We start from the raw sequence: 26,122 nt of genomic DNA, 5'->3' as shown, positions 1-26,122 counted from the left end.
GCGACGGTCTAAGCCAGGGCCGACGAGACTTATGTGAAGCAGATCACATCTCCCCGGATTCTTTCGGGGGTACAGCCGGAACAGGTTAGCGGGCGGGGGGTTGTCTCCTGATCTGCCACCAGGGAACGAGGCAAGCGATGCGGCCAGAACGGCAGCCCTGGAATTGGCGAAGCGAAGCAGGCAGCCGACTTTGGCTGTCGGGGCTGATCGCGGCCATGGAGCACGCTGAGCGGCCGGAAGTGCGTCGGGAACCGGTCGCCCCTGAAATCCTGAAAGCGCTGCGGATGCAATTGGCCTTAACGGCCTCTTCCCCGTCCGCTCCGGTTTCGACCCTGCGCCACTAGGACTCATTCACCAGCCAGCTTCAGCCTCGGCGTGGCGCCGGCTTCGACGGCCCGCAGTCGGGCTTCTTCACGCGCGATGTAGTTGCGCGTCATCGGCACGACGCCCTGACGGCGGGTGAGTTGAATCTGGAAGTTCATCATATGCTGCTTGCGGAACGTCATCTCGCTGGCTGCTAGATAAAATTCCCACATCAGCGCGAAGCGCTCGTCATACAGCTGCACGGCTTCTTCGCGTCGCGCCATGAAGCGCTCGCGCCATGCCTTCAGGGTTTCGGCGTAATGAAGGCGCAAAATCTCGATGTCGCAGACCAGCAAGCCCGCCCGCTCGATCGCCGGCAGCACCTCCGAGAGGGCGGGGATGTAGCCGCCGGGAAAGATGTATTTGGCGATCCAGGGATTGGTGGAGTCCGGGCCCTGCGAACGGCCGATCGAGTGCAGCAACATGACGCCGTCCTTATCCAGCAGCTCGGCGCAGCGCCGGAAGTAGGTGTCGTAGAAGCGGGCGCCGACATGCTCCAGCATGCCGACTGAGACGATGCGGTCGAACGGACCGGCGATGTCGCGATAGTCCTGAAGCAGGAATTTGGCCGATCCGGTCAGGCCCTTTTCGGCTGCGCGCGCATTGGCGATCTGCAACTGCTCGGTCGACAACGTTATGCCGGTGACGTCAGCACCTGCGATCTCGGCGAGATAGAGCCCAAGTCCGCCCCAGCCCGAACCGATGTCGAGGACGCGCTGGCCGCTCTTGACGAGCAGCTTTGCGGCGACGTGCCGTTTCTTGGCAAGCTGTGCATCGTCGAGCGTGCTCTCCGGCGTCTCGAAATAGGCGCAGCTATATTGCTTGTCGGCGTCGAGGAAGAGCGAATAGAGCCTCGCATCGAGATCGTAATGATGTGCGACGTTGCGGCGGGATCGCGGGCGCGGATTGAACTGCTTCAGGTGCCGCACCAGATAGCGCAGGTGCCACCAGGGTTTTGCCCAGTGCGGCAACAGCTCGGGTTGACCGAGCAGGATCGCGAGAGCATCAGCTATGGTGCCATGCTCGACAATGAACTCGCCGTCCATATAGGCCTCGCCAAGCCCGAGCTCGGGATTGACGAGGATCTTCCGCTCTGCGTCCGCGGTGACGAAGCGGACTGCGACCGGTTCGCCCGAGCCGTCGCCGACGGTGAACTTCGAGCCCTTCGCCGTGGTCACCGTCATCGACCCGCGGCGGATGAATTGAGACAGGAATTGACGCAACAATCGGTCCATCGGCACCCATCCTCTCGAGCGAACCCGAAGAGATGCGACTAACCCGGCCTTTCACACCCTACGCCCGGGCATCTCAGCGGTTCCTATGCGCTTGCATCTAGATCTAGGGAGGTGTCCCGGGCCCGCTATTGCGCTGTGCTCAAAGCGGATATTCCAAAACCGCTTAATCACATCCTTGCGCGCGGTGCCTGCTTCCATTCGCGGCTCAATCGGATAAAAGGTGACCCGCCGCGGCGCCGCCTGCCGGCTGCACCTCTCGGAATTCAATGGAGATGATGGGAATGTCGAGCCGAGCGCTCAGCCTCGCGACGATCTTGCTTCTGATCGGCTTCGGCGCGACCGATACCGTTTTCGCGCAGGCGACGAACCTCGAGGCCGGCAAGGCCCCATCCCAGCTTTTCGCGCAGACCTGTAATGCATGTCACAAGAGCCCGCGCGGCCTTTTGAAAACAGTGGCGCCGGGCTCCTTGCCGGGCTTCCTGCGCCAGCATTACACGACCAGCCCCGACATGGCCGGCGTGCTTGCCTCCTACCTCGTCTCCAACGGGGCCACCGACACCCGCTTCCAGGCGAAGGACGGCCATAAGGACGGCAAGGACAAGAAGGACGGCGCCAAGGATAAGGACAAGGAAGCCAATACCAATCCCGCGCAGTCTCCTGAACATCAGGGCCGCCGGCAACGTTCCCAGGAGTCCGCCAAGCCGGAAGGCGAGGGTGCCGCTCCCGCGGCCGAGGGCGCGCGTCAGAAGCGCGCCGCGCGGCCGGCCGAAGAAGGAACGAAGGAAGGTGCGAAGCCCGAGGGCCAGGCTGTCCCCGAAGGGCGCAAGGCCAAGCGTCTCGGCAAGCGCGGCAAGCCGGGAAGTGATGAGGCGCCGAAGGTCGATGCCGCGGCGCCGACGGCAGACGACAAGAAGAGCGAGCCGAAGGTCGAGTCCAAGCCTGAGACAAAGCCCGAGACTGCGAAGGTGGATTCCGGCGAAGCTAAATCCGAAGGCAGCAAACCCGAAGGCAGCAAGCCGTCCGACAAGCCCGCCGAGGCCAAGCCGGAAAGCGCCAAGGTGGAGCCGCGCGGCAGCGAAGCTCCGGCGTTGCGGCCCGATCCGGTGCCGCAGGTGATGCCGGCCGCACCGTCCGCCGCGAAGCCCCCCGAGCCAGCTGCGCCCAAGGCGGCGGAAGAGGCTGCTCCCAAGCCCGCCGCGAGCGCCGAACCGCCAGCGAAGTCGCAGGAACCGGCGCCGCCCGCGACCGCTGCGACTCCACCGGCGCCAGCCGAATCGTCCGGTCCGCCGACGCCGCCGATTTCGCGATAGGCGACCACATTTTTAGACATGCGAAGGCCGCGCTCTCGCGCGGCCTTCGTCGTTTCGGCTACAAGCTCAATCTGTTGTCGCCCGCGGTCGGCGAGAAGCGGATCTGCCGGGCGAGGGTGATCAAGTCGGGCCGTCAGGTCTCCGTCGCCGCAGCCGGCGTTTTCTGCGTCAGCGCCGGGGTCGAGACCATACGGCGACGGCGCTCGCGTCGATCGCGATGCTGAGCAAGGATTGTGCCGCCACAACGAAAAACCCGGCCGCCTGAGGCGACCGGGCTTCGAAAGCCTGCGCGAACGCGAGGCTTACTTCTCGGTCTCTTCCGCGGCCGGCGCCGGCTCGGCGTCGTCCTGCAGGGCTTCCGGGTCGAAGAACTCGCCGGCGGCTGCGATCGCTTCGGCCGCAGCATCCCGGTCTTCGTTCCGGCTCGAGATGTCCTCGCCGCGGTTGATGCGCTCGGCCTCGTCCTGGCTGCGCGCCACGGTGACACTGATCTCGACCTCGACCTCGGGGTGGATGGCGACCGTGATGGTGTGCTTGCCGATGGTCTTGATCGGCGCATCGAGCTGAACCTGCGGGCGGGACAGCGAAACGCCGTCGGCTTCGAACGCCACGACGATGTCGCGCACGTTGACCGAGCCGAACAGTTGACCGGCTTCCGAAGCTTGACGGATCACGATGATGTTCTTGCCCTGGATCTTCTCGGCGACCTTGGACGCCTCGCCCTTGGACTCAAGGTTGCGAGCCTCGAGCTCGGCCTTCATGCCGTCGTACTTGGCACGGTTGTCGGCGGTGGCGCGCAGCGCCTTGCCGCGCTTGAGCAGGAAATTGCGGGCATAGCCGTCGCGAACCTTCACGACTTCGCCCATGTGACCGAGCTTGTTGACGCGTTCCAGCAAAATGACTTCCATATTCGTTCTCCTTTGATGTGTTGAGTGAGGTGGAATTTCGAACTTGAACTTTCGGACTTGAACTCAAGAGGTCGGCAGCGGCGGTGGCTGGCGCGTGCGAAGGAAGCGTTCGCGGAGGCCGAACACGGCATCGGCGAGGCCGAGGATCACCATCGCGATGACGGGCCATCCGAACACGACGACGACGGCGTAGGTCGAGCCGAGCCAGAAGGTGCGGCTCTTCAGCGCCAGCGTCAGCGTATGCAGCACGGCAAAGCCGGTCAGCGCGTACCCCATCATCAGCGCAGCCGTCGCGATTTGCGCCGCGATCGCAAGCAGTCCGCCGGTGAAGCAGAAGGCGAGCGCGACGCAGAGCGCCACGAGCGTCATCGGCGGCAGCTCCGCGGTCATCAGGTCCGGCCAGGGGCGCCGCAACCGGCCCGACGTCGCCGTCACCTTGGTGCTGAGCCAGAGGTTGAGGGTCAGCGTCATCATCGCAACGATGGTGGCACCCGCCGGCAAGATACGCACCAGTGCGCCGACGAATTGGTCGGTCTCGCCGGAGCTCTGCGGGTCGGCGGCGCGGAGGAGGCGCATCAAGCCACGGCGCAGCGTGCCGGTGATGGTCTCCGCGTCGGTGCCGATCGTGAGCAGCGCGGCGATCGTGGTCAGTGTGGCGAAGCCCGCGATCCACAGCAGGATACGGCCGACCGGATACCACTCCAGCGCAGGCTCGGTGGGCGGCTCGGCGGCGGGCTCCGGCGCGGCGGCTCCGACCGGCCGGCTGAGCAGGACGAGATGGCCGAGCCACCAGGCCGGCAATGCGACGGTGAGGGCGAAGGCGATGCAATAGGGCAGGCCGAACAGGGCGCCGAGGCCAAGCGCGGCGGCGATGCCGCCGAGGCTCGCGCAAAGCGGTCCCCAGCCGATCGAAGCGACCATCAGCGGCAGCGGTGCGAGATAGAACAGGACGAGCGAGATCAGCGCGCCCGAAATGATCGAGGCGAACATCAGGGCCGACGCAGCGCCGGCGATCAGGGCTATCAGTCCAAAGGCCATCATCAGCTGTCCCGCTCCCTTCGAGCGGTTAGAGCGAGACCAGCGAAAGCGCTAGTATTATCAGAGGCTTATGCGGATCGGTTGATGCTCTGTAGCAGAAACCGTAGCAGAAACCTCAGCTCACTCAGCCCTGCGAACTACCTCGCGGCAGTCGCAAACGAGTGAGGCTCCCCACGGGAGCCCCAAACCAATGCCGGCCTTCTATCCACTTTCGCCCGGATATTCAACGCCCAATCTGGTGGGCAGCGTCGAGCAGGTCATCGAAGGTTCCCGGCATAACGTGGCGATAGGTCTTCCGGATCGTCGCCACCGAGACCCCGCAATAGAGGCTGACCTTCTCGATATCGACGCCCTGGTCCAAGTACCATGTGATCGCCGTGTGTCGCATGGTGTGGCGGATGACCTTCTCTTGCTTGTTCTCAGTCGCGAGACCGGCCAGCTCTACCACTGAAGCCCACCCCTCTCTGACCGAACGGACCGGCTTGCCGTTGAACTCGATAACGGCGCGCCGCGATATGCCGAGCCGGTGCCAGCGCCGCATATGCGCCAGTAGCCGGGGAGGGATGGGGACCGTGGGTTGCCTCTTCGAGGTCTCTTTCTTGTCGTCCGGCTTGCGTTTGAAGATGCCCTTCTCAAGGTCGACGTAGCCGCGCCCGATAGTCGGGATGGTGGCGGCGCCGCAGATGTCCCCATTCCGGGAGCCCGTGTAGAGCGCGACCAGGATATACCTCGCAATGTGGCGTGAGGTATGCCGGCCCTTGCTCCCCGGGAGCTTGGTTTCCTTCCTCGCCCGCCACGCGGCCCATAACAGCTTGGCTGCTTCCGATCGCGTCAGCCATCGGATACGGGACTCGGGGCCTCCGGCAGCACAGGGCTGAACTGCGTGACGACGCCACCGACCTTATGTTTGAAGTACCGGTTGATCGCAGCGGCAAGAAACTTCAGGTCTCGATACGCCGCTACGGGAGCGTGCTCGCCGGTATCGACGTTGGTTCGCACGCCTTCGACCATCTTGATAACGTGGCGCGTCCGTTCTGCCGCGTAGCGCTCCTGTAACTCGCCGTTCAGGTCACCGACCACACGATCGCCGAACCAGTTTCCCATGTTCTGACAGACCGCGATCAGTTCCTTCTTTCGGTGGTTGTCCAGGTTCGGCTTGGCCGCGATCCGGGTCATCTCGACAGCCAAGATGTCGGCTATCTTGACCTCATTTGGACTACCTGACCTGATCGCCCTGGCCGGGTCGTGCTTGGCGAGGATGTATTCTGCAAGTCTTGCCTCAGCCTGTTCGCGGTCGCATTCATCGCATCGAGTGCTGATGTTTTTTGCCCCGTCTCGGATGATCCACTTAGGGGTCCGGCCTTCTCCGGTTTGGAGTTCAAGTCGGGGGCCTTTGCTACGACGCGGCATGATGCGCGAAACTCCTCAATTGCGTTCAACGTGACGAAGTATTTTCCAGCAAAAAACTCATGAGTGATCTTGCCTGAGACCACGAGTCTCCTCAACGCCGAAACTGACATCGACCCATCGGGAAAAGCGAGTCGTGCGGCCACGTCCAGCCGGAGGGGGGTAGTCGCGTTGATGATACCGACATCAGAGTTGATGGTCATTTGCCGTAAGCCAACATGGAGGGGTGGGTACTGGATTATGAGGGTGCGTTCCGCGGCAGTCCACGCGAACAAAGCGAAACGCCCCCGGTATGGCCGAGGGCGGTGCAGTTAAGTTGAGCCGGGTGGCTCTAGCCTACAGGTCTGCCGAGGCCCCCGGGGTCTCCACGTCGGCAAAAGCTCCGTGGAATGCCTGCACGTCGATCAGACACATGAGATTCTCGGCTGCCGATCTCGCCGGCTCTCGATGGTCTGCACTAACTCGAAACAGGGCCGGTAATATCAATTCGATCGCGGTCTCTACTGGATGGCTCTTCACGGTGATGCTTTCCTTTCAACGCGACCGAACGTCGATCGCGACTCGAACATGATCGATCGGCATTTGCATTGGAATTTTTATTGACGCAAACGGCGAAAAAGTTGCCCGGCCCCGTGGGGCCGAGCTGCTGTCTTAGGTGTATTCGGACTCGCTGTCGTGAGCGCGCCAGTTCATCTTCTCGTCGACGCGGCGCTGGACCAGGGTGGCCAGAGCTTCCGGATCGTGCGAGCCACCGTTGATGTGGATCGCGACGTTGCCACGACCACCACCGCCAAAGTCACCCCTCATCGGGATGCCGGACTGCGGAGCAGCAGGAACGTTCTTGACCACGTCAGCCGGCGACGGGACCTGACCGATGGGATTGCCGCGACGAACCATCAGGTTCTTGTCGGCGTCGATCCAGTGCTCACGCACCGAGTCTCCGTCATTGCCGGCCAGCATCTTGATTTGCAGTCGGCCGTTTTGCATGCGGGTCTCGCCTGTCGCGAGGCCTACGTGGCCACCGGGCTGATTGTAACCAAGGCCGTGCGTCTGAAGCAGAACGTCATTGCGCTTGACCTCGGGCGGGCTGATCGCGGAGCCCCACTTCTGGAAGCTGTTCGCCACCGCGCTGCCTGTGCCGTTACCCCCGGCGGCTTCCAACGCCTTGTTGACGAAGCGAGCACACCAAGCATTCGACTTGCCGCGCACGTCGCCGCCAAGGGCCGCCGCTAACACTCGGTTGTCGGTATGCTCGTTCATGCCCTTGTACTTTTCGGCCCATGCAAGGGCATCGCCGCTGCCGGCTGATCCACCGCCGGACAGCGCATTCATCTGCTTGCGCACGCCCGCGGGCCAGCCACCGTTCAACCTACGTGGATCATTCGCGGCACCGACCGGTGCATAGCGCTCGCCCATCTTGTCGAGGTTGCCACCGGCCAGACGGTAGTTCTTCGCGACCACTTGGCCCGCCCGGCTGATACCCCCGTCGAGGCTGGCGAATTGCATCTTTTTCGCCATGCCGGTTGCGGGGTCCATCAGCCCTGCCACGTTGTTTCCCGACAGCACATGACCGTTGCCGGTTTCGTGCGCGATCACGCCGGCCAGCAGCGCAGGCGAGATGCCGTTGGCTCTTGCTGCCGCGACGATCTGATCGTACTTGCCTGCAAGAGGAGTGCCGGCGAACTTGTTATCGAAGGCCGACCTGCTCATATCGTCAACGCTGCCACCTCCACCGTTGAACGAAGGGATGTTGCTGTGCTTGATGATGCCGCCAGAGCCAACACCGAAGTTCGGAAGGACGCCACCCGGCATTACCTTCTTCCACAGTGCATCGGGAGTGCCGACACCGCTGACGATCCGGTTCATGTTGGCGCCGATCGCTGCGCTGCCGCTCAGTCCTCCGCCGCTTCTGTAGGTGCGACCGCGGGAACTGAAGTCAGTGCTCATGAACGAGGCGCGTTCGATCTTCCCACCGAGATTGTCCAGCTTGTTCCCGATGAAGCTCATCGGGTGAACGTCCGCGGGGTTGAAGCCATCGCCACTCTGCTTCTGGTACAGGTCTTTCTTGTGCTGGCGTTGACGCTCTCGCCATTGGCTTGTCGTCTCGCCCGGCCGTTTCTTTGAGGCATCCGATAGGCCAGTGTCGTTGTTCTCCGCGAGGAGCCACGCGAGCAGGGCGGCGGTGCCAACAGGGTTGGCGCTCGCAGCACCGAGCAACGCCCGACCACCGAGCAGGCCCGCGATGCGGCCGATGATGCCCACTAAGCCGGTGAACACGGCCAAGACCGGAGCGAGTGTTCCGAGCGCGACGGACAAGGCAACAATCTGCCCGGTCAGCCTCCCCAGGACTTCGGCACTATTGCCGTCCTTGCCCATCGCAGTGGCGAAGCTCTTCAGCAGGGTGGTGATGGTATCGAAGACAGACCTGAGCCCGCCCGCGAAGCCCGACACGAATCCGATGATCTTGTCTACGTCTACGGACGACAGTTTCGCGGCGATTTTGTCGAGTGCGTCGCCCATGTTGGCGACACCGAAGGCCTTTTTTAGCCTCTCGACAAACTCTCGCGACTTCTCCGCGATCCTGCTGGAGGTGACGATGCTGGTGTGCTTATCGAACCAGTCCGACACCTCGATGAAGCTTTGCTCGAATCCACTTCCGAACTTTTCCCAGGCGAGGCCAAACATCGCTTTGATGCGGTCCCAGCGCTTCTGAAGCGAGTTGAGCTTAGTGCGGGAGAACGCGGACACCGCGTCGCTTTTCTGGTCGATTTCCTTCAACGTCTCCCGGATTTGATCGGAGGCCTTGGCCATCTGTACTAGTTCGTCGCGCCACTCCCGCATGCCTGCGAGGTTTGCGAATTTGGCCCGGTTCTGCTCACTCATGTTCCGCATCTTCTGAAACATGTCCAAGGTGAAGTTGGTTGGATCCGACACCATCCTTTGAGCCATCTGCGCCCGACCGCCGTACCCGATCATCCGTGCAGCCTGGTCCAGATCTTTCCCGCGCTGGCCGCGAGCGTTGCCGGCGTTTGCAAATTCCGAGGTCAAGTAACCGAGGAATGTGCCGGCCTTATTCGGCTGTAGACCTGCCGAGATGCCAACTGACGTGAAGGCGCTCAGGTCGGTTTCCTTCATCTTCGTCGTGCTCAAGGCGGACAGGGCACGCTTGTTCGCCTCAACCACTTCGTTCGGGTCTGCGGCGGTCGCAGCGGCGGCAACAGCAACCGAGGTCATCATTCTGGCAACGCGGGCAGGATCGGCGTTCCGGACGTTGCCATAGAGGGAGGTGGCGGTTTTGCCCGCGAGCCGCATCAGTTCACCGATGTTCATTTCGAGCGCAGATGACGCTTCAAGTGCGTTCTCGGTGATCTTTTTCGCGGCAGAACCGTCAAAGCCCTGCTTCAACGCCTCAGTGTAGCTATCCAACACTGTGGCGGCACTCTCGCCAAATCGGATAGCCAGTTTGTCACTAAAGTCGCCTCGAAGTTGCTTCACTTCTGCTGCGGACAATCCGCCGAAGATTTGCGCCTTGGTCTCGGCGACGTTGGCTTCCATGCGTTTCTTGAACGCGGATGCGACGCCCGAGACGGTGATGCCTCCGGCGATCAGCGCCGTGGTGGGGGAGATTCCGCGGGAAGACGTGCCTCGGCTGGCGGACCTCGCACCGCGATCAACGGCACGTTGCTCCGCCTGCCGGCGATTGAAGGTCTGCCGGTCGAGGCGGTCCAACTCACGATGGAACGCCCGCGCGTCACGCAGGCTGTCCGCATAGGCCGACTTCCATTCAGTGCGATAGGTCGACGCAGCCTTCCGAGCGTCGTCGGTGATCTTCTGGAGGCCGGCTGAGATACTGTCGGGAAACAGCTTGGATGCTGAGATGCCGTTGATGGACTTGACTGCGGCCTCAAGCTTGCGAACGTTCCGGAGAAGTCCGGCGATGACGGGGCTCGCGCTGTCGGTCGCGGTCAATGATGCGTGAACGCTGATGATCTCTGACATGTGTTCTCTTGTTGTTGGCGCGCCGATCGCGCGGACGGTGACGAAGCAAATCGTCTTTTGGAAAATGCGCTCATACGGCGCGGAAAATGGTGACGCCCGATTGTTTCGGGGGTGGGTGCGGATGCATGAACCTCCCGTGATGGCGGGGGGCATCTGAAGGCCTGGGGAAAGTCCGCCTTTTGTTGGTGGCTGGTCAGAACCGCTCAGCCAATGCCGGGGCCATGCGCCCAAAAACTTTCGCCTTCACCCCTCCCGCGCTCGCGAGCGCTGGGAAACCTTGACAGCCCGGTGGCATGCGCGACGCGGGCGAAACCTTGCGCAGCGAAGATGCTGAGCCTATGTGCTGCCGCGAAGTCTCGTCATGAGACCTGTGCGCCTCCGCCTCGTCGGGGACCGTGCTCATCGCAACGCGCCGCATCGATCATCAACAGAGGGCTGTGCCGTATCTGGCGCGGCCCATGGAAGGATCATGCCATGAGCGCGACAGTCACACTCAAAGCCGTCCAGCGTCGTTTCGAACGCTCTCAGAACTACCGCAGCAAGATTTGCACGCTCTCAGCACGGGAGCGGCAGAGCATGCACGGCAGCCGCTTCGCTCTGGTCGAAGACAACACTGTCTTGGACGTGGGCGATCTCCATGCGGTTAACCGATGGTGCCGAGACGCGGGAGTGCTGCACCAGCATGAAGTGATGATCGGGTAGCCGGATCAACCCGCTGGCCCAACTGGCCACCTGCCAGCGGGTATCTCTGGGAATGGGGCAGGGCCGACGAATGGGCAGGGCCGACGCCCAGAGCGCGCCTCGCGTCTCACATGGGTATACGGAAGCGAGGCAACGCGATGAGACGAAAAAAGTGTCTCAATAGGGTTGACTCTGGATATTTGAGACGGCATTGTCTCATGGTCTAGAGGCAAATGAGACAGAGGCCCGCTCCATGACCGTTATCGGATACGCTCGCGTCAGCACCATCGACCAGGACCTGACCATCCAAGAGGATGCCCTCCGGGCTGCCGGCTGTGAAATCATCAGGACTGAAAAGCGCTCCGGCACGACGACCGCGGGACGCGATGAGCTTCGGACGGTGCTGGACTTCATGCGCAAGGGTGACGTGCTTGTGGTCACTCGCGTTGACCGGCTGGCACGGTCAATCGGCGATCTTCAAGATATCGTCCGCGAGATCAAAGCGAAGGGTGCCGCTCTGAGGGCGACTGAGCAGTCGGTCGATACCAGCACGGCAGCCGGCAAGGCGTTCCTCGATATGCTTGGCGTGTTCGCGGAGTTTGAAACCAACCTCCGGAAAGAGCGTCAACTTGAGGGAATCGCCAAGGCCAAAGCGAACAACGTCTACAAGGGCCGTAAGCCGTCGATCGACGGGGCGAAGGTACGAGAGCTGAAAGCGGCCGGCGTCGGCCCGGCAGCCATCGCGAAGCAACTCAAGATCGGCCGTGCATCCGTCTATCGTGCGCTGGAAACAGGACCGGAGTCCGCCGCCTAGCGAAACGACACGCAGTAGACGCCACTACTGGCGAATGAACCGGTCGGGCATGCGCGGCCGGGTAAACGGGCAAAGGCCCGTGCCGAGTCCGCATGGAGCGCGACGCAGCACGTTCCCGAGGCCAGATATCCGACCGGACACACGTTGCCGGTTTTAGCGATCTGATCACGACCGTTGCTCGGCTGGCAGTAAGGGCCAGCAAGAGCGGGAGGCGCGACCATGGCGAGAGCCACTGCAAGGGCGTGCAGTTTCGCGAGTCTCATGATCACCTTTTTCGCGCCTCCCGATGCGAACGGCGGCCTCTGGAGAGAGCTGAACCGCCGTCCGATCCGATTACCCGGCCATCTGGTCGGTCGCAAGCGCGGCCAACTGCTGATCGATGCTGGCCTGCTCCGTGCGCGCCGCTTCCAACTCAGCTCGCAACGCGAACACGTCAACGGACTCCAGCCGGTCGCGCGCTACCTTAACTCGCTGGTCGGCTACAGCCTTGCGGTGGCGAAGATCGAACAAGCTCAGGGCAGCGCCACGGGCGGCCCTAACGTCATCGTCAACTTGATACTGTTCCCCTTTCAGCCGAGCGGCCGTCTGGCGGGCGATGATTCCAGGTCTTTTCATTTGTCGTTTCCTTTATTGTCCTTGGGCAGCGCGCTGCCGTTCTTGCATGTGCTCGCGAGTGACGCCCGTGTATCGAACGAGATCAAAGTCCGTAATGCGGGCCTGCTTCCGGCTTGCGGCGATTTCTGCGCGGTAGCGTTCGGTCAGCGTGCCCGGTTTATCGGCCTTGACGAGATTGGCGAAGAAACGTGCGTTCTCCGGGGCGCTGGCGAGTGCCTGCAGTTCATCGATCAGGGGCTTACCGTCGTGCGAGACGACTCCGTGACCGAGCACAAGGCCGGTCGAGAACCGGGCGGACAGAGCGTCGATTCCCTCGGGGCTGAGGTCAGGCAAGCCATGCTGTTGAAGCAGTCCTTTGATGACGACGGCGGCATTTGTCTCGCCCTTGATTTCCAAGACGGTCATCACGCTGCCTCCTGCCGGCGCAAGAATTGAACCAGGGCGCGGCGGACGAGGCTGGAGCGATTGGGGGCGCTCGCGTCATCAATGGCGGCGGCCTTGTCGATCGCGGCGACCAGCACGACCGGGAGCGTGAACGCCACCGGTCGCATGGGCGATCCAATTAACTCCGCCGCCTCCGGGCAGAACTTCGTTTTCATTTCCGTTGTTTCCTAAACGCAAAATCCCGCCGTGCCGGGGTGGCGCGACGGGACGAGAGACGTTGATGGTGGTGCAGAGACGAGAACGGCCCCTCTGAGGGGGCCGGGGTTCTACGTCTGATATGAAGCGCTAATATCTAGTCGTATTGAGCGCTACGTTATCTATGCGTATATACGCATAGGGTGGCTTTGTCTAGGGTTTCTGGCATGAAAAATGCCGCACTGGTAAATCATTGAAATTGTTATTCTTCTTTAATGCTTAAGGTAAGGCGGGCGGAGCCGCCTTCCTGATATTGAGGTCTTTGGATACCGCAAACCTCACTATACCCATATACCATTGATATTGCAGATGTTTCCATGCGCGGTCATTGTGATCCCCTTGGTGGGCCTGTCGTCTGGCTCTTGGCTTGGAGCCGTGGATGTTTGAAGGCCCTCAGAGGCCCGCTGATGCGTTTTGTGCTGTCCGGGCTGATGAGGTAGCTCTCCTGTCCAAATAGCGCATGGAAGGCCGATTAACCGGCCTCATAGCAGGGACTTCTTTCGCTCCGCTGGCGAGCGACGGTCAGCGCTTCGAGCGTCCGGTCAGACATTGGCCGTGTCTTCCTGATCCTGAGGGCCGTCCGCAAGGTCTCGGCCTGTCCCGGTGTCAGCGGCCGGTGGAGCATCAGGACGCCTTCCGTATCTCCGTCCTGGGTGACGGCCATGAAGCAGAGCTTTTGCTTGGTGGTGGTCCAGGCTCTGGCGCTGGTGAAGCCGACGTAGGCGTGGAGCGCGGCGCCGTCGGTCGAGATATGGCCGGTCAGTCCGGTGATGGTCCAGTCGCCACAGGTGTCCCGCTTCAGGCTGGTCTTTGCTGCACCGATGGTCGCGGCGAACGCGGCCAGCTTGTCCCGGTCGGCCGCCTTGTCGTCGATGTCGGAGCGGCGGCGGATGGTGGTCCCGGCCGGTCGTGACGGCCGGCTGATGGTCGTGGTGGTCATGAATGTCTTTCGATCGGCGCTGCGCTTTGGCGGCCGGCATGGGAGAGATGATCGTGATGTGGGTGATGATCAGCCGGTGGCGCCTCTGGTGGAGGCAGAGCACCGGCTTGCGGTCATGGGCTAGACGTCAACCTCAACGCCTCGGTTGAGATCGTCGTCACCGCTGGCGGCTTGGAAGTGCTGGTTGTCGTTCGCAGGATCACTGCCATGCCGGCCAGCGCCACAGGCGTGTTCCTTCTCAGAGGAGTGCGCAGACATGCCCGGAGCGGAGCGACCAGGAATTTCTTCTTTGGGTTCATATGGAGGGGTTGGGTGGAGCGCTTCCTTCGAGCGATTATGGGACGGAAATTCCGTCGACCGAAGTCGGAAATTCCGTCCACCAAAGTCGGATTTTCCGTCTTCCGACCGGCACGTCGTTCCGGTGGTACCGGCACCAGATTCCGGTGGTACCGGCACGTCGTTCCGGTCATCACCGGCATCAGATCCTCATCGCGATTGTCTTCATCGCTCCATGACCTCGGCTTCGCGCCGCTTATATTCGGCATGGTCAGCTACGTACTTCTGATACTCCGCCTCGATCGCAACCATATTCGGTTTGGCCAGGACCGACTTGTTGGCGCGCTGCTTGATCGAAAACAGTCCGGATTTTTTGATGACGCCGTTAGCGGTGCTGATCGTGTCGAGAGAAACCTTCGTCCTGAAGCTCAAATATTTCCTGCCAGCGAAGGCGCGCCCTTCCTTCTCGGACAGGTCGAAATACGTTACGGCGAGTGTCTTCGTCGCAGGAGTCCATCCCTCGTCATCCATCGCGAAGATCATGTTCATGAAGGCGCATTTGCTGCCGGCCGTGATGGAGGGTGATCCATCCGGATTCGTGAACATTTTGTCTTTCGTAGATGTGCGCTTGCTGTTGTTTTTTTCGGATTTTTCAGGCATACTGTTTCAGTTCGATCTTCGAGGGTTGAACATCCAAAGGATGATTAATTTCGAAAGCCCTGGCGTTGGCGCGCTGGGGCTTTCTCGTTTCTGGCGCTCGTTACTTCGCGGCGGCCTGGAGCCGTTGCAGGCGCTCCTCGATGGCCTGCCTCACGAACTCCGACCTGCCTTGACGTAAGTTCAGGCGTGCTTCATCCAGCGCAGCCAGTTGGTGCGCTGACAGCCTGAGACCGACGTAAGGCCGCGCGGTGTTGGGATCGTAGAAAAGGCGGTTCATGGCTCCTCCAAAACAAAAACGCCCCGGCGGGATTGCCGAGGCGTGACGAGACGACGACGAGAAGCCCCACCTACGGCGGGGCTTCTGATCAAATGGTAACGATGATGGTCAAACGGGTATCACGAACCCGGACAGGCGTCAAATTTTTGAACGCGGACGATAGCCCCCACGCAGCGATGCTGCTTAGGATGGAGGCGGATCGTCAGAGCAGTCAGCGGGTGTTCCACGTTGCGTGATGCACGGTCAACGGAGGAGCCAACGCACACCCGATCACATGCAGGACCCACTGCGTTCGGTTTCGTGCTGAGCAGCCGCGTACCTGCCGTTGGAGTACCGCGGCCAATTCAACCGAAAAGCACATCCGAATTGCGCGCGCCGCAACATCAGCGCTCGCTCCCATCTTGGCCGCAGCTTACGCCGTCTCCTCGGGCGCGATGGTGAAGCCCCCGACTTTATCCGCCTCAGCTCCGAGCCGGTCCCGTTCCCTCTCAAGCTCTAGGAATATATCGAGGTAGTCTTTGAAGATGGCCGATGGGCCGAGATGCCCGTCGATCAATTCTCGAAGCTCTTTCCTGAAAAGATCTGGTTTGAAAGCCACGCTCATCTCCCATTGGCTCTGCCTACGACTACTTCGACAACGAACTTCGCATGGACGCTGGACGCGCGCCATCGCCCTGAAGCTCGGCCTGCGGCTGGAACCAGGTTGTCGCAAATCTGAATTGTTCCTACCTGTGCGGAGGCAGCGATGCCGCGGAAACCTGGAGACGAATTTATGGTCTGGCACGCGGAGTCAAACTTCAAGCAGATCGCGAAGGGAACGGTATTGACCCTGATGTTCACGCCCATGTCGTAGGCTATGAGCCGCCCAAGCTTAAGGCCGGTGACGTTGTCAGCGTCGCCTTTGCGGATAACTCACGTACACAGGTGACGGCCGTGGAAGTTTCGGAGGCCTCGGTCACGATCGAGACGAGGGAAGGAGCCCTCTGGGTGATGACTCCGTTGGTGCCGGGCGAACATCCGTTCCCGAGCGTCGATACTGGTGACATTCCATCTGAGGATTGGATGATTCGAGCGAGTGCTCGCGACACTGATCGACGAGGACAACGCACGGACCCACTACGACGTCCGGCAGACTGTTCGTCGTGCGCTGGCCGGAGCGGTACCCCTTCCTGAGTGGGTTATCGACACCTGGATCGACAAGCCGTGGCGCGCCAACCGATTGTAGCGAAGGATCCGCGCTGATAATGCAAGCCACCATTCGCCGGAGCACCGCCGTGAAGTTCGTCCTCGCCTCGCTCGCCGTCCTTGCCTCCATCGCGCCGGCCATGGCGCAGACACCCGAGAAGACTGCCACCACGATCGGTGAGGCCAGCGAGGGCTTCGCCCGGTCTCATTTCCTCTGCCTTTCGAAGGGCGTCCGTATGCCGACCTGGGAGGAGCTGCACCCGGGGTCGGCCGCGGTCCTGGAAGCCGCCAAGCGTGACTACCCCGAGTTCTACAAGCTTGGCGCCGAGAAGGGCATCGCTCAGGCCAACGACACACTCAGCGACGACGACACCGCCGTGATGTTCTGCAAGATGATCCTGCAACAGGCCCTCAAGAGCGCCGGTCAGTAGCGGGATCTGCCGAATGGCCGGCGAGGGCCTCGCCCTGAAAGAACCAGGTGCGCCGCGGCTCGCCGGCATCTGTGCTGCCGGTTCCTTCGCCGGTTCTACACTCCGCTCATCCTGACAGCGGTGATGCAGAACGCGGCGACCATGAAGGCGCAGATGCCCAACGCGCCGTCGAACTCCAGTTCGTACTTGCCAATCTTGATCCTGATCATCGTGATGATCCTCGGCGCCGCCACCCCTCGGGCGCCCTGAGCTGCCCGTCGAGGTCCGGCGGGCTCGACACCCGATCTTCACCGGATCTGTGAAAGTTGCAAATCGCCGTGGGTAGCGAGCGCTCCGCGCTCATTCTCTGATCCAGCAGCCGGCCGCTCAGCTCCTCAGCACCAGGGCGAGGAAGATCAGCGTGAGGAGGCTGACGATGAACCATGCAGCGCGCTTCAGTGATCTCAGCGCCTTCAGGGTCTGCGGTTCGGGTGCGGCGACGGCCGCTTTCGGCTCTGGCGCCACCAGCACGGTGCCGCCGGGGCGGGCCGGCTCATCATCGTCCTCTGTATCCGCCGCACGCTTTGCAAACTCAAGCCGGCGATTGATGTACAGCGCGGCTGCGCCAACCTCGCCCAGCCGCGGCGGCTCGAACTTCAGCCCTTCCGGAATCTGGACCGCGTGCTCGTCTCCTCGCGTGAGAACTTTCACGCTGCTGGTCGAGATGCCAGGACTCCATTCTGCATAGAAGCCGGACGCTGACCCGATGCGGAAGGCGATCTCATCGACAGATCCGGCTGCGACTTTCGCGGCATATCGGGCGAACGTATCCGGCTTGACCGCCAGATAGAAAACCACGCAGTCGTCAGTAGTCGAATTTCTGAAGTCGACCTCTGCTGTGTACGACACGGAGCCCCAGGCCGTGCAGTTTTCCTGTTCTGCCGGGTTGGCGAGCGGTTCAATGGCCAATTCGAAAGAGTTGATGGCCCTGTCTGTGCCGAACATTGAGAACTTTGTTCCGGACCCCCAATAGTCCTCATCCCGCGGGCGCAATTGCACGGAGATGACTTGGCGCTCGGTGATCTCCGGGATGGGAAGCGCATCGTCCCGCGACCCGTACTTGGTCTTCAGGTCGATGCTATCGCTAAGAGCGCAGGAAGTGGCGATGAAGTACAGCGACCAGGCCCAAGGGATCAGATCTTCGCCGACCCGATTTCCATTCGCGTCGATCTCGTTGATCGCCCAACTGTACAGGTTCTTGTACTTCGGCCGCGTGTGCAGCCGCAAACCGCGCTCCAGGTGATAGTCCACTTGCCGATGCCCCTGCCTCAGGAACCCACATTTGCAGGTGGGCCGGAGGCATGCAAGTGTAGCGAGCGCTCCGCGTTGACTACCTACCGGTGAGGATGCCGCGGCGGTAGTTGGCGCACCACTTGTCGCGACCGATGGTGTGAACCTCCTGGGCTGCCTCGACGGCACTCTCCGCTACCTTCCAGGCGTTGTCGGCGATCTCCTGGTCGGTGAGGCCGGCCGCCTTCGCGCCAACCAGGATGATCCGGTAGGTCTTCAGGCCGCAGATCTTGTCGGCCGCCGCAGCCCATCCCAGGCCAAAGAACGCATCGGTGCCGTTAGGTGCTCGCACAGGATCGGACCAGCCAGGCGAGCTGCACAGCAAGATCGCAACAACGAGCAGAGCGCGCTTCATCCAATCCCCCGCGTGGATGCACATCCACTGAGTGTAGCGAGCACTTCGCGCTGATGATAGGAGAGATCCAGGGGAGGCGATCGTGCAGTGGGGACGGGGACTATTTCGACTATGGGTCGTGCTCAGCTGCCTCTGGTTGATCGTGGCCGGCGCCGTTGCCGTCGTAGACTGGCGGGATCACGGGACGCCAATGCCGGCCGAGTACTGCAAGGACGTCGAGCCCAACCGCGTGGAAGGTTGCGAGGAGGGTCAGAGGAAGGCCATAGCCGAAACCAACAACCGCCGGATCGTCACCGTGGCCATCGTCACGATGCCGCCCCTGGTCGTTCTGATCCTTGGTATCGCGCTGTGGTGGGTGATCTCGGGCTTTCGGCCGCCCGAGCATTCCGGCTGAGGATGGTTGCCCGGTATCGTCAAGCACACCTTTACAAAGTTTTCGGTAAGTCTACCGTGCATGGACTCACCCAGTGGTGACGGCCCAGTTTGCGCTGGACCGTCACCTGCGGGTGCAGCTCCAGAGGGGCAGGGACCGGGTTCTAGATCCCTTCCAAAGGCCGGTTTCCTGACCCCTCGACAAGCCCAAGCGAATCAGCGTGGGCACGTCTGAAGCCATAAAACACCGGGGTAACGACGCGACGCAACGCACAAGGTAGGCGCTCGCCGAGTTACGAACATGCAGATGCTCGGTATTTGAGCAGCTTTCGAGCTGAGTTCATTCATTTCCAGATTTTGTAACGCACCTGCAACATCGGGTACTTCCCGGTGGCCTCGCTCGCTCGCGCAGTTTTTGGACAACGTCCGATCAATCGGTGTATGTGATCACAAGCTCAACCTGGAGGATTGACGATGCCGAAACGCATACCGCTCACCGAGGCCAAGAAAGGTCCTCTGGGAGAGAAGGAGGATTGGTACGTTCTCGTGATCGAGGATAGCGGCGAAAGCTACATCGAACACGAATGGTCACACGAGAACGCCTTCGGGAAGGGCGGCAATGCCGGCAAAAAGAAAATACCGGTCGATGAATATCTGAAGGGCAATCACAACGCCGAAGCCGTAGCGAAGGTGAAGCAGGCACTTGGTCGGAAGTGACCGTCACTGGCCCAGTTTTCCCCGTTTTCAGATCTCTCGTTCGTTGACTGGATCAGGGCGATCGCCCATCTATGGTGCTGTAGGACCAAGCAAATTTCGAAAAGCGCATTGGTCGTTGGTCGGCTATTCCCGGATAAGTTGAGGAAATTGCTGGGTAATCGTCGATGAGGGGCGTCGGGGAATGCTTTTACTTCACGTATCGGACATTCATTTTCGTCATCCGATCTGCAATACCGACCGGGACCCGGACCGGCCGTTCCGCACCCGCCTGATCCAGGATGCGAGGGAGCGGGTGAAGACGCTCGGCTCTGTCGACGCGCTCCTGGTCGGCGGGGACATCGCGTTTGCGGGGAAGCCGGAAGAATACGAAGCCGCCCTGAAATGGCTGTACGAGCTTGCCGACGCCTGCGGATGCGACCGGACGCGCATCTTCGTCATACCCGGGAATCATGACGTCGACCGCGACGTCATCCGCAAGGACTTATCCGTTCAGAACGCACAGCGCGCCGTCGTTAACGCCAAGAGCGCGGACGACAAGGAATGGCAGCTTCAAAGGCAACTGCAGCATGCCGAGACGGGTCCGGCGCTACTGAGACCGATCGCTGCCTACAACGAGTTCGCCTTGCGCTTTTCGGGCGCGATCTTCGCTCCCGAGCGCATGTTCTGGAAATCGGACCTCCCGTTTGGCGACGGCGTGACGCTGCGCATCTACGGCCTGAACTCGACCATCCTGTCAGGTTGGCGTACGCCCGAGGGCGAGAACGATGTGGAAAAGGATCTCTACGTCGAGCCGCAGCAGACGGCTCTCGACCCGGTCGACGACGTCGTGAACCTGGTGATGTGTCACCACCCGCCGGACTGGTTGATTGACGGAGACCGCGTCGCCGACGACGTCAACGGTCGATGCTCCATTCACCTCTTCGGCCACAAGCATCGCCAACGCATCGTGCGTGACCCGAAGTACGTCACGTTCTACGCCGGTGCCGTGAATCCGGAACGTCAGGCTAAGGATTGGAGACCAGGATACAACATCATCGGCCTCTCGCTCGGCAAGAACAAAGCCGGGCAGCCGCAGCTTGAGGTCGCTGCTCACTTGCTTGAATGGCAGACCAGTCCCGAAGGGTTCAAGCCGATCAAGGACGACGACTGCGACATTCATCATGCTGATGTTAGACTGAGGAACGTAAATCCGAGGCCGCCAGCTATGGTCGCCGCGCCGGCAACGCCGGTCGTCGACCGATCGCCGGATGGCATGGAGGCAGTCATGTCAGAAGATCGCGCCCGGAGCATCGTGCTGCGCTTCTGGAACCTCGATATGAGCGACCGGCGCGAAATATCGCGCAAGCTGAAGCTGATCGAGCCGGACGAGGCGAACCTGCCGCTCGCCGAAAGGTTCGGCCGGGCCCTGTTGAGGGCGGGCGAGCGCCGTCAGCTCGACGAATTGGATCGTGAAATCGCGAAGAGGGAGAAGCGCTGATGGCCGAGGAGGGCGTTCTGCCGATGAGGGACGAGTTTCCGCGCTGGTATCGCGTGGTCGACGTCGGCGAGAACCGGGCGCGACTTGACGCCAGGTGGAAAGGCGTCTCGTCACTGGTCGATGCTGCGGATGTCGGCATCATCGACACCATGCTCGCCGTGCTGGTGAAGACCAGGACGCAGCCCGACGCGGATACGATGGCGGAGTTGCGCGGCCACTTCAAGGCCGCCGACGACCTGTTCGAGATGTCAAACAACGACCGCGAACTCGAGGTTCTGTGCGGAGCGGCGCTGGCGACGGTGCTGGAGGGAACCGACGACGTCGCGGCGAAGGCCGCGCTGGCTACCAGCATTGCTCTCTTCGCTGGCGTCCGCAGGACGGATTTTCCGTACGATTTCGACGCGGCGGCGGAGGCGGCGATCGCGAGGATATCCGAGCGACGGCGAACCCGACCTGCTCTGCCGCGGCTGGGTCAGGTCGGACGTTTCGGAGTGGATTCGGACACGATTGAGAAGCTCAAGCAGGGCGTCACGCACGAAACCGTTGTTGCTGCAATCAACGTCGTCGCGGCCCAGGCGAACGCCGCTGCGCGCGACATGACAGTCAAGGCGGGTGCCGCAATTCAGGCGATGGAGCACTTCGCCGCGATTCAGGACGAAGAACTTCAATTGCTCTGGTGGCTCTTCGGCGGTCGCAGCAAGAAGCTGGATATGCCGTTTGCCGACGTTCCGGCGGATGCCCAACCGATAATTCTGGCATCCGAGCTTGCTGACGCCACCCAGTTCATGCCCGGGCCCGAATCCGTGAAGCCGATACTTTCCCGGGCGGGCCTCAAGGAACGCAAGAAGACGGGAGTAGCCGCAGCCGTCAACGCCTGCGACGCCGAGCTGCTTCGCGAATTCGTCGAAGGTGTCGAGCCCGCGCCGCTCGTCCGCCCTCTGCACTTCGCCATCCATCGCAAACTGGAGGCCGGCGATGACACGTCCTGGGCCGCGAACTGGTCCGCCGTGACGGGTATCGGCGCAGAGGCGGCCTTGCCGGGCATCGAACTCGGCAACCTCTTCTATCGCGAGCGGCTTGGCCTGAAATTCGGGGAGTAAGCCTTGGCAGAAGCCGCCGTAATCCAATGTGCCAATACCGCCTGCAAGGTGAGGATCGACGGCCGATGTGTCGAGGGTCTGGAGAAGGACAAGTGCCCACACTACGGCAAGCCGCTATCGGCACCGCCGTCGAACGGCGCTGTCCAGGTGGAACGGCTCGGGATTGTCCTTCCGTCGGGCGACCTCTTGGATCAGGAGGAGGCGTCGCGAGTGTTGCGGCGCGGGGCCTCGCGCGTCATTGCCGTCGTCGCTCCAAAGGACGCGGGTAAGACCACCTTGATCACGTCCATCTTCGAACTCTTCCTTCGCGGTCCGATCGGGTTGTTCGGGTTCGCCGGCTCGCGGACGATGTACGCATTCGAACGAGCCTGCCATCCGTCCCGTGGCGTGTCGCGCAACGCTCGTCCGAAGACCGAGCGCACGCTACTGACCTCGGTCAAATTCTACCATGCCGCCCTGCGCAGACCCGGCGAGGATGTGCTCGACCTCGTCGTCGCGGACCGAAACGGGGAGGATTACGGCTCCGCCGCCGATGAGACGGGTGCCGTCAGGGAGTTCGTCGAGATACTTCGAGCCGACACGATTACGTTTCTGGTCGACGGGCGGCAGTTGGTCGATCCGGTGACCCGCAACACGGTAGGCTCCGAGATGCTCGCGATCGTCCAGGCGTTGGTCGACGGCGGGGGAATCGAGGAAGGCCGCGCGCCGCCCTGGTGCTCACGAAGCTCGATGAGATCGAGAGATCGGCAGACAAGGAGCGTGCGAAGCGCGATTTCACGAAGATCGAAGCCAAATTCCGCGAACTGCACTCTGGCTCCTTCGGGGAAATCCGATCGTTCGAGGTGGCGGCTTGCCCTTCGGACACTTCCCTTCCGCTGGGGCACGGCGTGGCCGACCTGTTGGCGTATTGGGAAGAGACCGCCCATGGGGCGATACCAAAGCCGCCTGGCCACGTCTCGTCGGCGACGAGGTTCATGCACCGCCTACAGGGATCGCCGGAATGACGGAAAAATCCGAGGGATCGGTCGTCATCTGCGGCCTGCCGGCGTCGGGAAAGACGACGTTTCTGGCCGCGTTGTGGTTCGTGGTCTTCGATAAACGAGATCTGGACGCGCGCCTGAAGTTCGATTCCCTGATCGGTCTCGACCACTCGCATCTGAACGAGATCATGCGTCGCTGGCTACAGGCCAAGGAGCAGATCCATACGGAGGTCGCGTCGGGCAAGATCGTGTCGATGAATCTCAAGGACGGATCGGGCCGTCGTGTCCGGATAACTTTCCCGGATCTTTCCGGCGAGTCCTTCCAGCAGATGTGGGAAGCCAGGGAGTGTGATCCCGAGTTGGCACAGCTTTTGCGCGCGTGTGACGGCATTCTGCTCTTCGTCCACGCCGACAAGATCAAGCGCCCCATCGGCGTAGCTGAGACGACGCAGTATGCTGCGGGACTAGAGGGGGAGCGGCCGACGCGGGCTCGTTCGAGGATTGGCATCCGAAGGACGCCCCGACCGCCGTGCAACTCGTCGAGATGTTGCAGATGCTCCGAAGCGACGCGCTCCAGGCTCCAGCACGTCGTCTTGCCGTTGTGCTCTCCGCATGGGACAAGGTCGAGGAGGACGGAGGCACTGTAACGCCCGAGCAATACCTCGCATCCGAACTCCCTCTGCTTGATCAGTACCTCCGGCATGGCGTTGATCGTTGGGACCTGCGCGTGTACGGGTTGAGCGCTCAGGGCGGAGACTTTGAACGAGACGGGGCGACCGACGATGCAGACCGTAACGAGAGAGTCGCCGAGATCCGCGCGCTTGACGACGCTTCGGAGCGTATCCGGTTGATGATGCCCGAACTGTCGAGAGATCTTACGGAGCCGATCGCATGGCTCACGGAGTAAATGGCCGTCGGTTGCCGTTGCAGCAGACGCTCCATGGCTACTCGGAAGGTCATCGGCTGCTCGCCTCGTCGATCGATCTGCCGCCGCGAGATGCGAAGACGTTGCTTATGATGAGCGACGCATCTGGCCCGGCGGCGACGATTGGCGCGGAGGGGTACCTGACCGGCTATCCACTGCCTGAAAGTGGCCACTATGCGCTGGCGCGCACATGGCCTGCGCCAGAATTGCCGCGCCCGGGCTGTGTTTGGACGCACACGATCCTGATCGACTTCAGCGACATTCCGTCGGTCCGCGGCGCGGGAGGAATCCTGAAACTGTTCCGGCGACCTCAGGGCGACGAGCGATCTTACGGGACTGGCATCGAATACGTGTCGATGGCGGAGGACGATGATCGAACTGGCATGTCCGACGACTTCGCGCGGCGGATACTGTCCGCAGTCTACGGTGACCCTACCAGGCCTATTGTTTCGGTTGCCGCCGACGTGCGGGCGCGCGAGACGCTGGCGCTGGCAATTTGGGATCAGCAATGGCCGCGGCTGAGGCGCGCCTTTCGTTTCTGCACGCTCTCGTTCGCCGACCGATCCTCTCTCAATGCGACGTTCGACCTTCAGTTTCTGCCGGCGAACGGCCGGTTGAGGCCCGGGCAGTTCAAGAGCGCTATCGACGCCGACCGTCGAAAGTTCGACACGACCGAGTGGCTGGAGGATGCGGTCGTGGATCTGAAGGAGGGGCCCGAGGGCAGCCTGCGTCGCTTTCTGCGCGCGGCGGGCAGTGACGTGGGCGGTCGGGAATCATTCGAACCACTGGCGACCCTGCACGCACTTTCGCTGCACTTCGACCTCGATCCTTCCGCCGTCGAGCGTGCAATATCGCTCTTGGAGCGGACGATGTCGATTGACCAAGGGCACGCTGCGCGCTCGTCCATAGTCAGGGTGGCCGCGAACGCCGCCGACTCTCTGGGGACCGAAGGTTTGCAGTTTGTCGTGCGTAATTTCGGACTGATCGATCCTGCCGAATCAGATGCCGCTGCGGAGCGAGTTGGGTGGGCGCTTTGGCGAGTCGATCCGAAGGCTCTGTTCGATATACGGTCCGATCCCGCGAGAGGCGTGATTGCAGAGCGGGCCATCGTCACGATGCCGCCAGCGTCTCTCCTTGAAGGCATCACCTCGACGCCGACGCATCTGGTAGAGCTGCTGGGGGCAAGACCCGATTTGGCGAGAGAGCCCGGGTTGTGGCTGCTCGAAGGAGCCACGAAGCCAGATGTCTTTCAAATCATCGAAAAATCACCGGGCTTGTTCGATGGAGTGATCGACGCAATGATCCGGTCGGGCCGGCCCCTGTATCGAGAAGCGCGCGCAACTTTCGGAAGCGATCTCGTACTCCGAAGACTGCTCGCGCGGTTTGGCGATCCGACGATAGAAGATGGAATCCGCTCCTCGTGGCTTTCTGCAGCGGCTTCAGACGTGGATGCGGTTGCGCGCATTCTCGTCGAGGATTGGGTCGACGACGTGGAGACACTCGAAGCTATCGCTCATGTGGTAGCACCGGATGCAGTGCCGAACGCCTATGGCGACGACCCCTGGCTCCTTGCCATCAGGCGACTTTCGACGCCGCTGAGGAACGCATACCTTGCGTCTTTCCTGCTAGTGCGGGCGCTCGGACGGCGCACGATGAATAGTGTCGAGCTTGTTCAGGCGACGTTCGACGTCGTCTACGACGCGGCCGAGCAGCGCACATTGCCTGAGGACGCGTGGCGGATTCTCGATCGCCGGCTCGATCGCTCATACTGGTGGTACGATTGGGACAAGTGCGTCCGGATCCGGCATACCGTCGTGAAGATGTACCTTGACCGTGGAATCGACGCCCTCGCATTCGTAGCGATCACCGCCCGGGATGATATATTCTTTGAACTGATCGCAGCTTTGTCGGAGAAGTTCGGAAGCCAGCGATACCTCAAGGCGATCCGGAACCGCATGAGCGACGCTGGCATGGGCGGCGAGCGGCTTAGGATTGTGAAGCACGCGATCCAATGGTGAGCTTCAGCGCTGTCCGAACGGCTCGCTGAGCTTTGGGACTGGCTTTAGCGTCTGTGTCGTGGGCCGAGACG

General features: G+C 61.8%; 27 protein-coding genes and 2 pseudogenes. 16 read left to right on the top strand and 13 right to left on the bottom strand.

Going from position 1 to position 26,122, the window contains the following annotated elements; translation table 11 throughout:
- Positions 1–347: 347 nt before the first annotated feature.
- The gene (locus AB3L03_RS02725) at positions 348–1,598 is read right to left on the bottom strand and encodes a cyclopropane-fatty-acyl-phospholipid synthase family protein (protein WP_204510984.1); all 1,251 of its coding nucleotides are present in this window, start codon (positions 1,596–1,598) and stop codon (positions 348–350) included.
- A 281-nt stretch (positions 1,599–1,879) separates the two neighbouring features.
- Here AB3L03_RS02725 and AB3L03_RS02720 point away from each other — a divergent pair, with 281 nt between their 5' ends.
- Complete coding sequence (locus AB3L03_RS02720; RefSeq protein WP_204510985.1) at positions 1,880–2,908, top strand: hypothetical protein; 1,029 nt, start codon at positions 1,880–1,882, stop codon at positions 2,906–2,908.
- A gap of 59 nt (positions 2,909–2,967) precedes the next feature.
- A pseudogene (locus tag AB3L03_RS02715) lies at positions 2,968–3,173 on the top strand (PaaI family thioesterase); the annotation flags it as partial.
- 37 nt (positions 3,174–3,210) lie between these two features.
- Here AB3L03_RS02715 and rplI read toward each other — a convergent pair.
- The 5 genes from rplI to AB3L03_RS02690 form a co-directional block, all read right to left on the bottom strand.
- Positions 3,211–3,816: a 50S ribosomal protein L9 gene (rplI, locus tag AB3L03_RS02710; RefSeq protein ID WP_007609316.1), complete on the bottom strand. Its 606-nt coding sequence runs from the start codon at positions 3,814–3,816 to the stop codon at positions 3,211–3,213.
- Between the two features lie 63 nt (positions 3,817–3,879).
- Positions 3,880–4,857, bottom strand: a complete 978-nt coding sequence (locus tag AB3L03_RS02705; protein ID WP_204510986.1) for a hypothetical protein — start codon at positions 4,855–4,857, stop codon at positions 3,880–3,882.
- Between the two features lie 220 nt (positions 4,858–5,077).
- Positions 5,078–5,539: a hypothetical protein gene (locus AB3L03_RS02700; RefSeq protein ID WP_368509120.1), complete on the bottom strand. Its 462-nt coding sequence runs from the start codon at positions 5,537–5,539 to the stop codon at positions 5,078–5,080.
- A gap of 146 nt (positions 5,540–5,685) precedes the next feature.
- On the bottom strand, positions 5,686–6,264 hold the full coding sequence (locus tag AB3L03_RS02695) for a hypothetical protein (protein WP_368508205.1): 579 nt from the start codon (positions 6,262–6,264) through the stop codon (positions 5,686–5,688).
- A 648-nt stretch (positions 6,265–6,912) separates the two neighbouring features.
- Positions 6,913–10,260, bottom strand: a complete 3,348-nt coding sequence (locus AB3L03_RS02690; RefSeq protein WP_368508204.1) for a phage tail tape measure protein — start codon at positions 10,258–10,260, stop codon at positions 6,913–6,915.
- Between the two features lie 474 nt (positions 10,261–10,734).
- Here AB3L03_RS02690 and AB3L03_RS02685 point away from each other — a divergent pair, with 474 nt between their 5' ends.
- The 3 genes from AB3L03_RS02685 to AB3L03_RS02675 all read left to right on the top strand — a co-directional run bounded on the left by AB3L03_RS02685 (position 10,735) and on the right by AB3L03_RS02675 (position 12,805).
- Complete coding sequence (locus AB3L03_RS02685; protein WP_368508203.1) at positions 10,735–10,962, top strand: hypothetical protein; 228 nt, start codon at positions 10,735–10,737, stop codon at positions 10,960–10,962.
- Between the two features lie 232 nt (positions 10,963–11,194).
- Positions 11,195–11,755: a recombinase family protein gene (locus AB3L03_RS02680; RefSeq protein ID WP_368508202.1), complete on the top strand. Its 561-nt coding sequence runs from the start codon at positions 11,195–11,197 to the stop codon at positions 11,753–11,755.
- Between the two features lie 261 nt (positions 11,756–12,016).
- Positions 12,017–12,805: a hypothetical protein gene (locus tag AB3L03_RS02675; RefSeq protein WP_368508201.1), complete on the top strand. Its 789-nt coding sequence runs from the start codon at positions 12,017–12,019 to the stop codon at positions 12,803–12,805.
- Here AB3L03_RS02675 and AB3L03_RS02670 read toward each other — a convergent pair.
- The 3 genes from AB3L03_RS02670 to AB3L03_RS02660 form a co-directional block, all read right to left on the bottom strand.
- Positions 12,775–12,969, bottom strand: a complete 195-nt coding sequence (locus AB3L03_RS02670; RefSeq protein WP_092252871.1) for a hypothetical protein — start codon at positions 12,967–12,969, stop codon at positions 12,775–12,777. The genes AB3L03_RS02675 and AB3L03_RS02670 overlap by 31 nt on opposite strands.
- 512 nt (positions 12,970–13,481) lie before the next feature.
- Positions 13,482–13,949: a hypothetical protein gene (locus AB3L03_RS02665; protein ID WP_368508200.1), complete on the bottom strand. Its 468-nt coding sequence runs from the start codon at positions 13,947–13,949 to the stop codon at positions 13,482–13,484.
- Between the two features lie 501 nt (positions 13,950–14,450).
- Positions 14,451–14,885, bottom strand: a complete 435-nt coding sequence (locus AB3L03_RS02660; protein WP_368508199.1) for a hypothetical protein — start codon at positions 14,883–14,885, stop codon at positions 14,451–14,453.
- Here AB3L03_RS02660 and AB3L03_RS02655 point away from each other — a divergent pair.
- Positions 14,773–15,063, top strand: coding sequence for a hypothetical protein (locus AB3L03_RS02655; protein WP_368509139.1), 291 nt, complete (start codon positions 14,773–14,775; stop codon positions 15,061–15,063). The genes AB3L03_RS02660 and AB3L03_RS02655 overlap by 113 nt on opposite strands.
- On the opposite strand, the gene AB3L03_RS02650 is transcribed toward AB3L03_RS02655, so the two are convergent.
- Complete coding sequence (locus AB3L03_RS02650; RefSeq protein ID WP_368508198.1) at positions 14,986–15,162, bottom strand: ribbon-helix-helix protein, CopG family; 177 nt, start codon at positions 15,160–15,162, stop codon at positions 14,986–14,988. The two genes, AB3L03_RS02655 and AB3L03_RS02650, sit on opposite strands and share 78 nt — an antisense overlap.
- Before the next feature lie 412 nt (positions 15,163–15,574).
- Positions 15,575–15,760 (bottom strand): hypothetical protein, encoded by a 186-nt coding sequence (locus AB3L03_RS02645; RefSeq protein ID WP_368508197.1) that lies wholly within the window; start codon positions 15,758–15,760, stop codon positions 15,575–15,577.
- A 477-nt stretch (positions 15,761–16,237) separates the two neighbouring features.
- Here AB3L03_RS02645 and AB3L03_RS02640 point away from each other — a divergent pair, with 477 nt between their 5' ends.
- Positions 16,238–16,387: a hypothetical protein gene (locus AB3L03_RS02640; RefSeq protein ID WP_368508196.1), complete on the top strand. Its 150-nt coding sequence runs from the start codon at positions 16,238–16,240 to the stop codon at positions 16,385–16,387.
- 49 nt (positions 16,388–16,436) lie between these two features.
- Complete coding sequence (locus AB3L03_RS02635) at positions 16,437–16,778, top strand: hypothetical protein (RefSeq protein WP_368508195.1); 342 nt, start codon at positions 16,437–16,439, stop codon at positions 16,776–16,778.
- Between the two features lie 366 nt (positions 16,779–17,144).
- Here the strand turns inward: AB3L03_RS02635 and AB3L03_RS02630 are convergent, their stop codons facing one another.
- Together AB3L03_RS02630 and AB3L03_RS02625 are read right to left on the bottom strand one after the other, a co-directional pair.
- Positions 17,145–18,068 (bottom strand): hypothetical protein, encoded by a 924-nt coding sequence (locus AB3L03_RS02630; protein WP_368508194.1) that lies wholly within the window; start codon positions 18,066–18,068, stop codon positions 17,145–17,147.
- Between the two features lie 79 nt (positions 18,069–18,147).
- A complete protein-coding gene (locus AB3L03_RS02625; protein ID WP_368508193.1) occupies positions 18,148–18,462 on the bottom strand; it encodes a hypothetical protein in 315 nt (104 codons plus the stop codon).
- A gap of 82 nt (positions 18,463–18,544) precedes the next feature.
- Here AB3L03_RS02625 and AB3L03_RS02620 point away from each other — a divergent pair, with 82 nt between their 5' ends.
- The 8 genes and pseudogenes from AB3L03_RS02620 (at position 18,545) to AB3L03_RS02585 (ending at position 26,051) form a co-directional block, all read left to right on the top strand.
- On the top strand, positions 18,545–18,856 hold the full coding sequence (locus AB3L03_RS02620) for a hypothetical protein (RefSeq protein ID WP_368508192.1): 312 nt from the start codon (positions 18,545–18,547) through the stop codon (positions 18,854–18,856).
- A gap of 452 nt (positions 18,857–19,308) precedes the next feature.
- The gene (locus AB3L03_RS02615; protein WP_212326536.1) at positions 19,309–19,551 is read left to right on the top strand and encodes a hypothetical protein; all 243 of its coding nucleotides are present in this window, start codon (positions 19,309–19,311) and stop codon (positions 19,549–19,551) included.
- A gap of 181 nt (positions 19,552–19,732) precedes the next feature.
- Positions 19,733–21,028, top strand: a complete 1,296-nt coding sequence (locus AB3L03_RS02610; protein ID WP_368508191.1) for a metallophosphoesterase — start codon at positions 19,733–19,735, stop codon at positions 21,026–21,028.
- Positions 21,028–22,128: a GTPase-associated system all-helical protein GASH gene (locus AB3L03_RS02605; protein WP_368508190.1), complete on the top strand. Its 1,101-nt coding sequence runs from the start codon at positions 21,028–21,030 to the stop codon at positions 22,126–22,128. Before AB3L03_RS02610 ends, AB3L03_RS02605 begins: the two co-directional genes overlap by 1 nt.
- Before the next feature lie 48 nt (positions 22,129–22,176).
- A pseudogene (locus AB3L03_RS02600) lies at positions 22,177–23,132 on the top strand (hypothetical protein).
- Positions 23,129–23,755 carry a hypothetical protein gene (locus AB3L03_RS02595; RefSeq protein WP_368508189.1) on the top strand — a complete coding sequence of 209 codons (627 nt, stop codon included), beginning with the start codon at positions 23,129–23,131 and terminating at the stop codon, positions 23,753–23,755. The pseudogene AB3L03_RS02600 and the gene AB3L03_RS02595 overlap by 4 nt, the downstream one beginning before the upstream one ends.
- Complete coding sequence (locus tag AB3L03_RS02590) at positions 23,653–24,015, top strand: hypothetical protein (protein ID WP_368508188.1); 363 nt, start codon at positions 23,653–23,655, stop codon at positions 24,013–24,015. The genes AB3L03_RS02595 and AB3L03_RS02590 overlap by 103 nt, the downstream gene beginning before the upstream one ends.
- Positions 24,000–26,051: a hypothetical protein gene (locus tag AB3L03_RS02585; RefSeq protein WP_368508187.1), complete on the top strand. Its 2,052-nt coding sequence runs from the start codon at positions 24,000–24,002 to the stop codon at positions 26,049–26,051. The genes AB3L03_RS02590 and AB3L03_RS02585 overlap by 16 nt, the downstream gene beginning before the upstream one ends.
- Positions 26,052–26,122: the final 71 nt, after the last annotated feature.

Origin of the sequence: Bradyrhizobium lupini (assembly GCF_040939785.1) — a bacterium.
Taxonomy (GTDB): Bacteria; Pseudomonadota; Alphaproteobacteria; order Rhizobiales; family Xanthobacteraceae; genus Bradyrhizobium; species Bradyrhizobium canariense_D.
The sequence above is the reverse complement of the archived record's forward strand: the minus strand, read 5'-3'. Positions and strand labels throughout refer to the sequence as shown.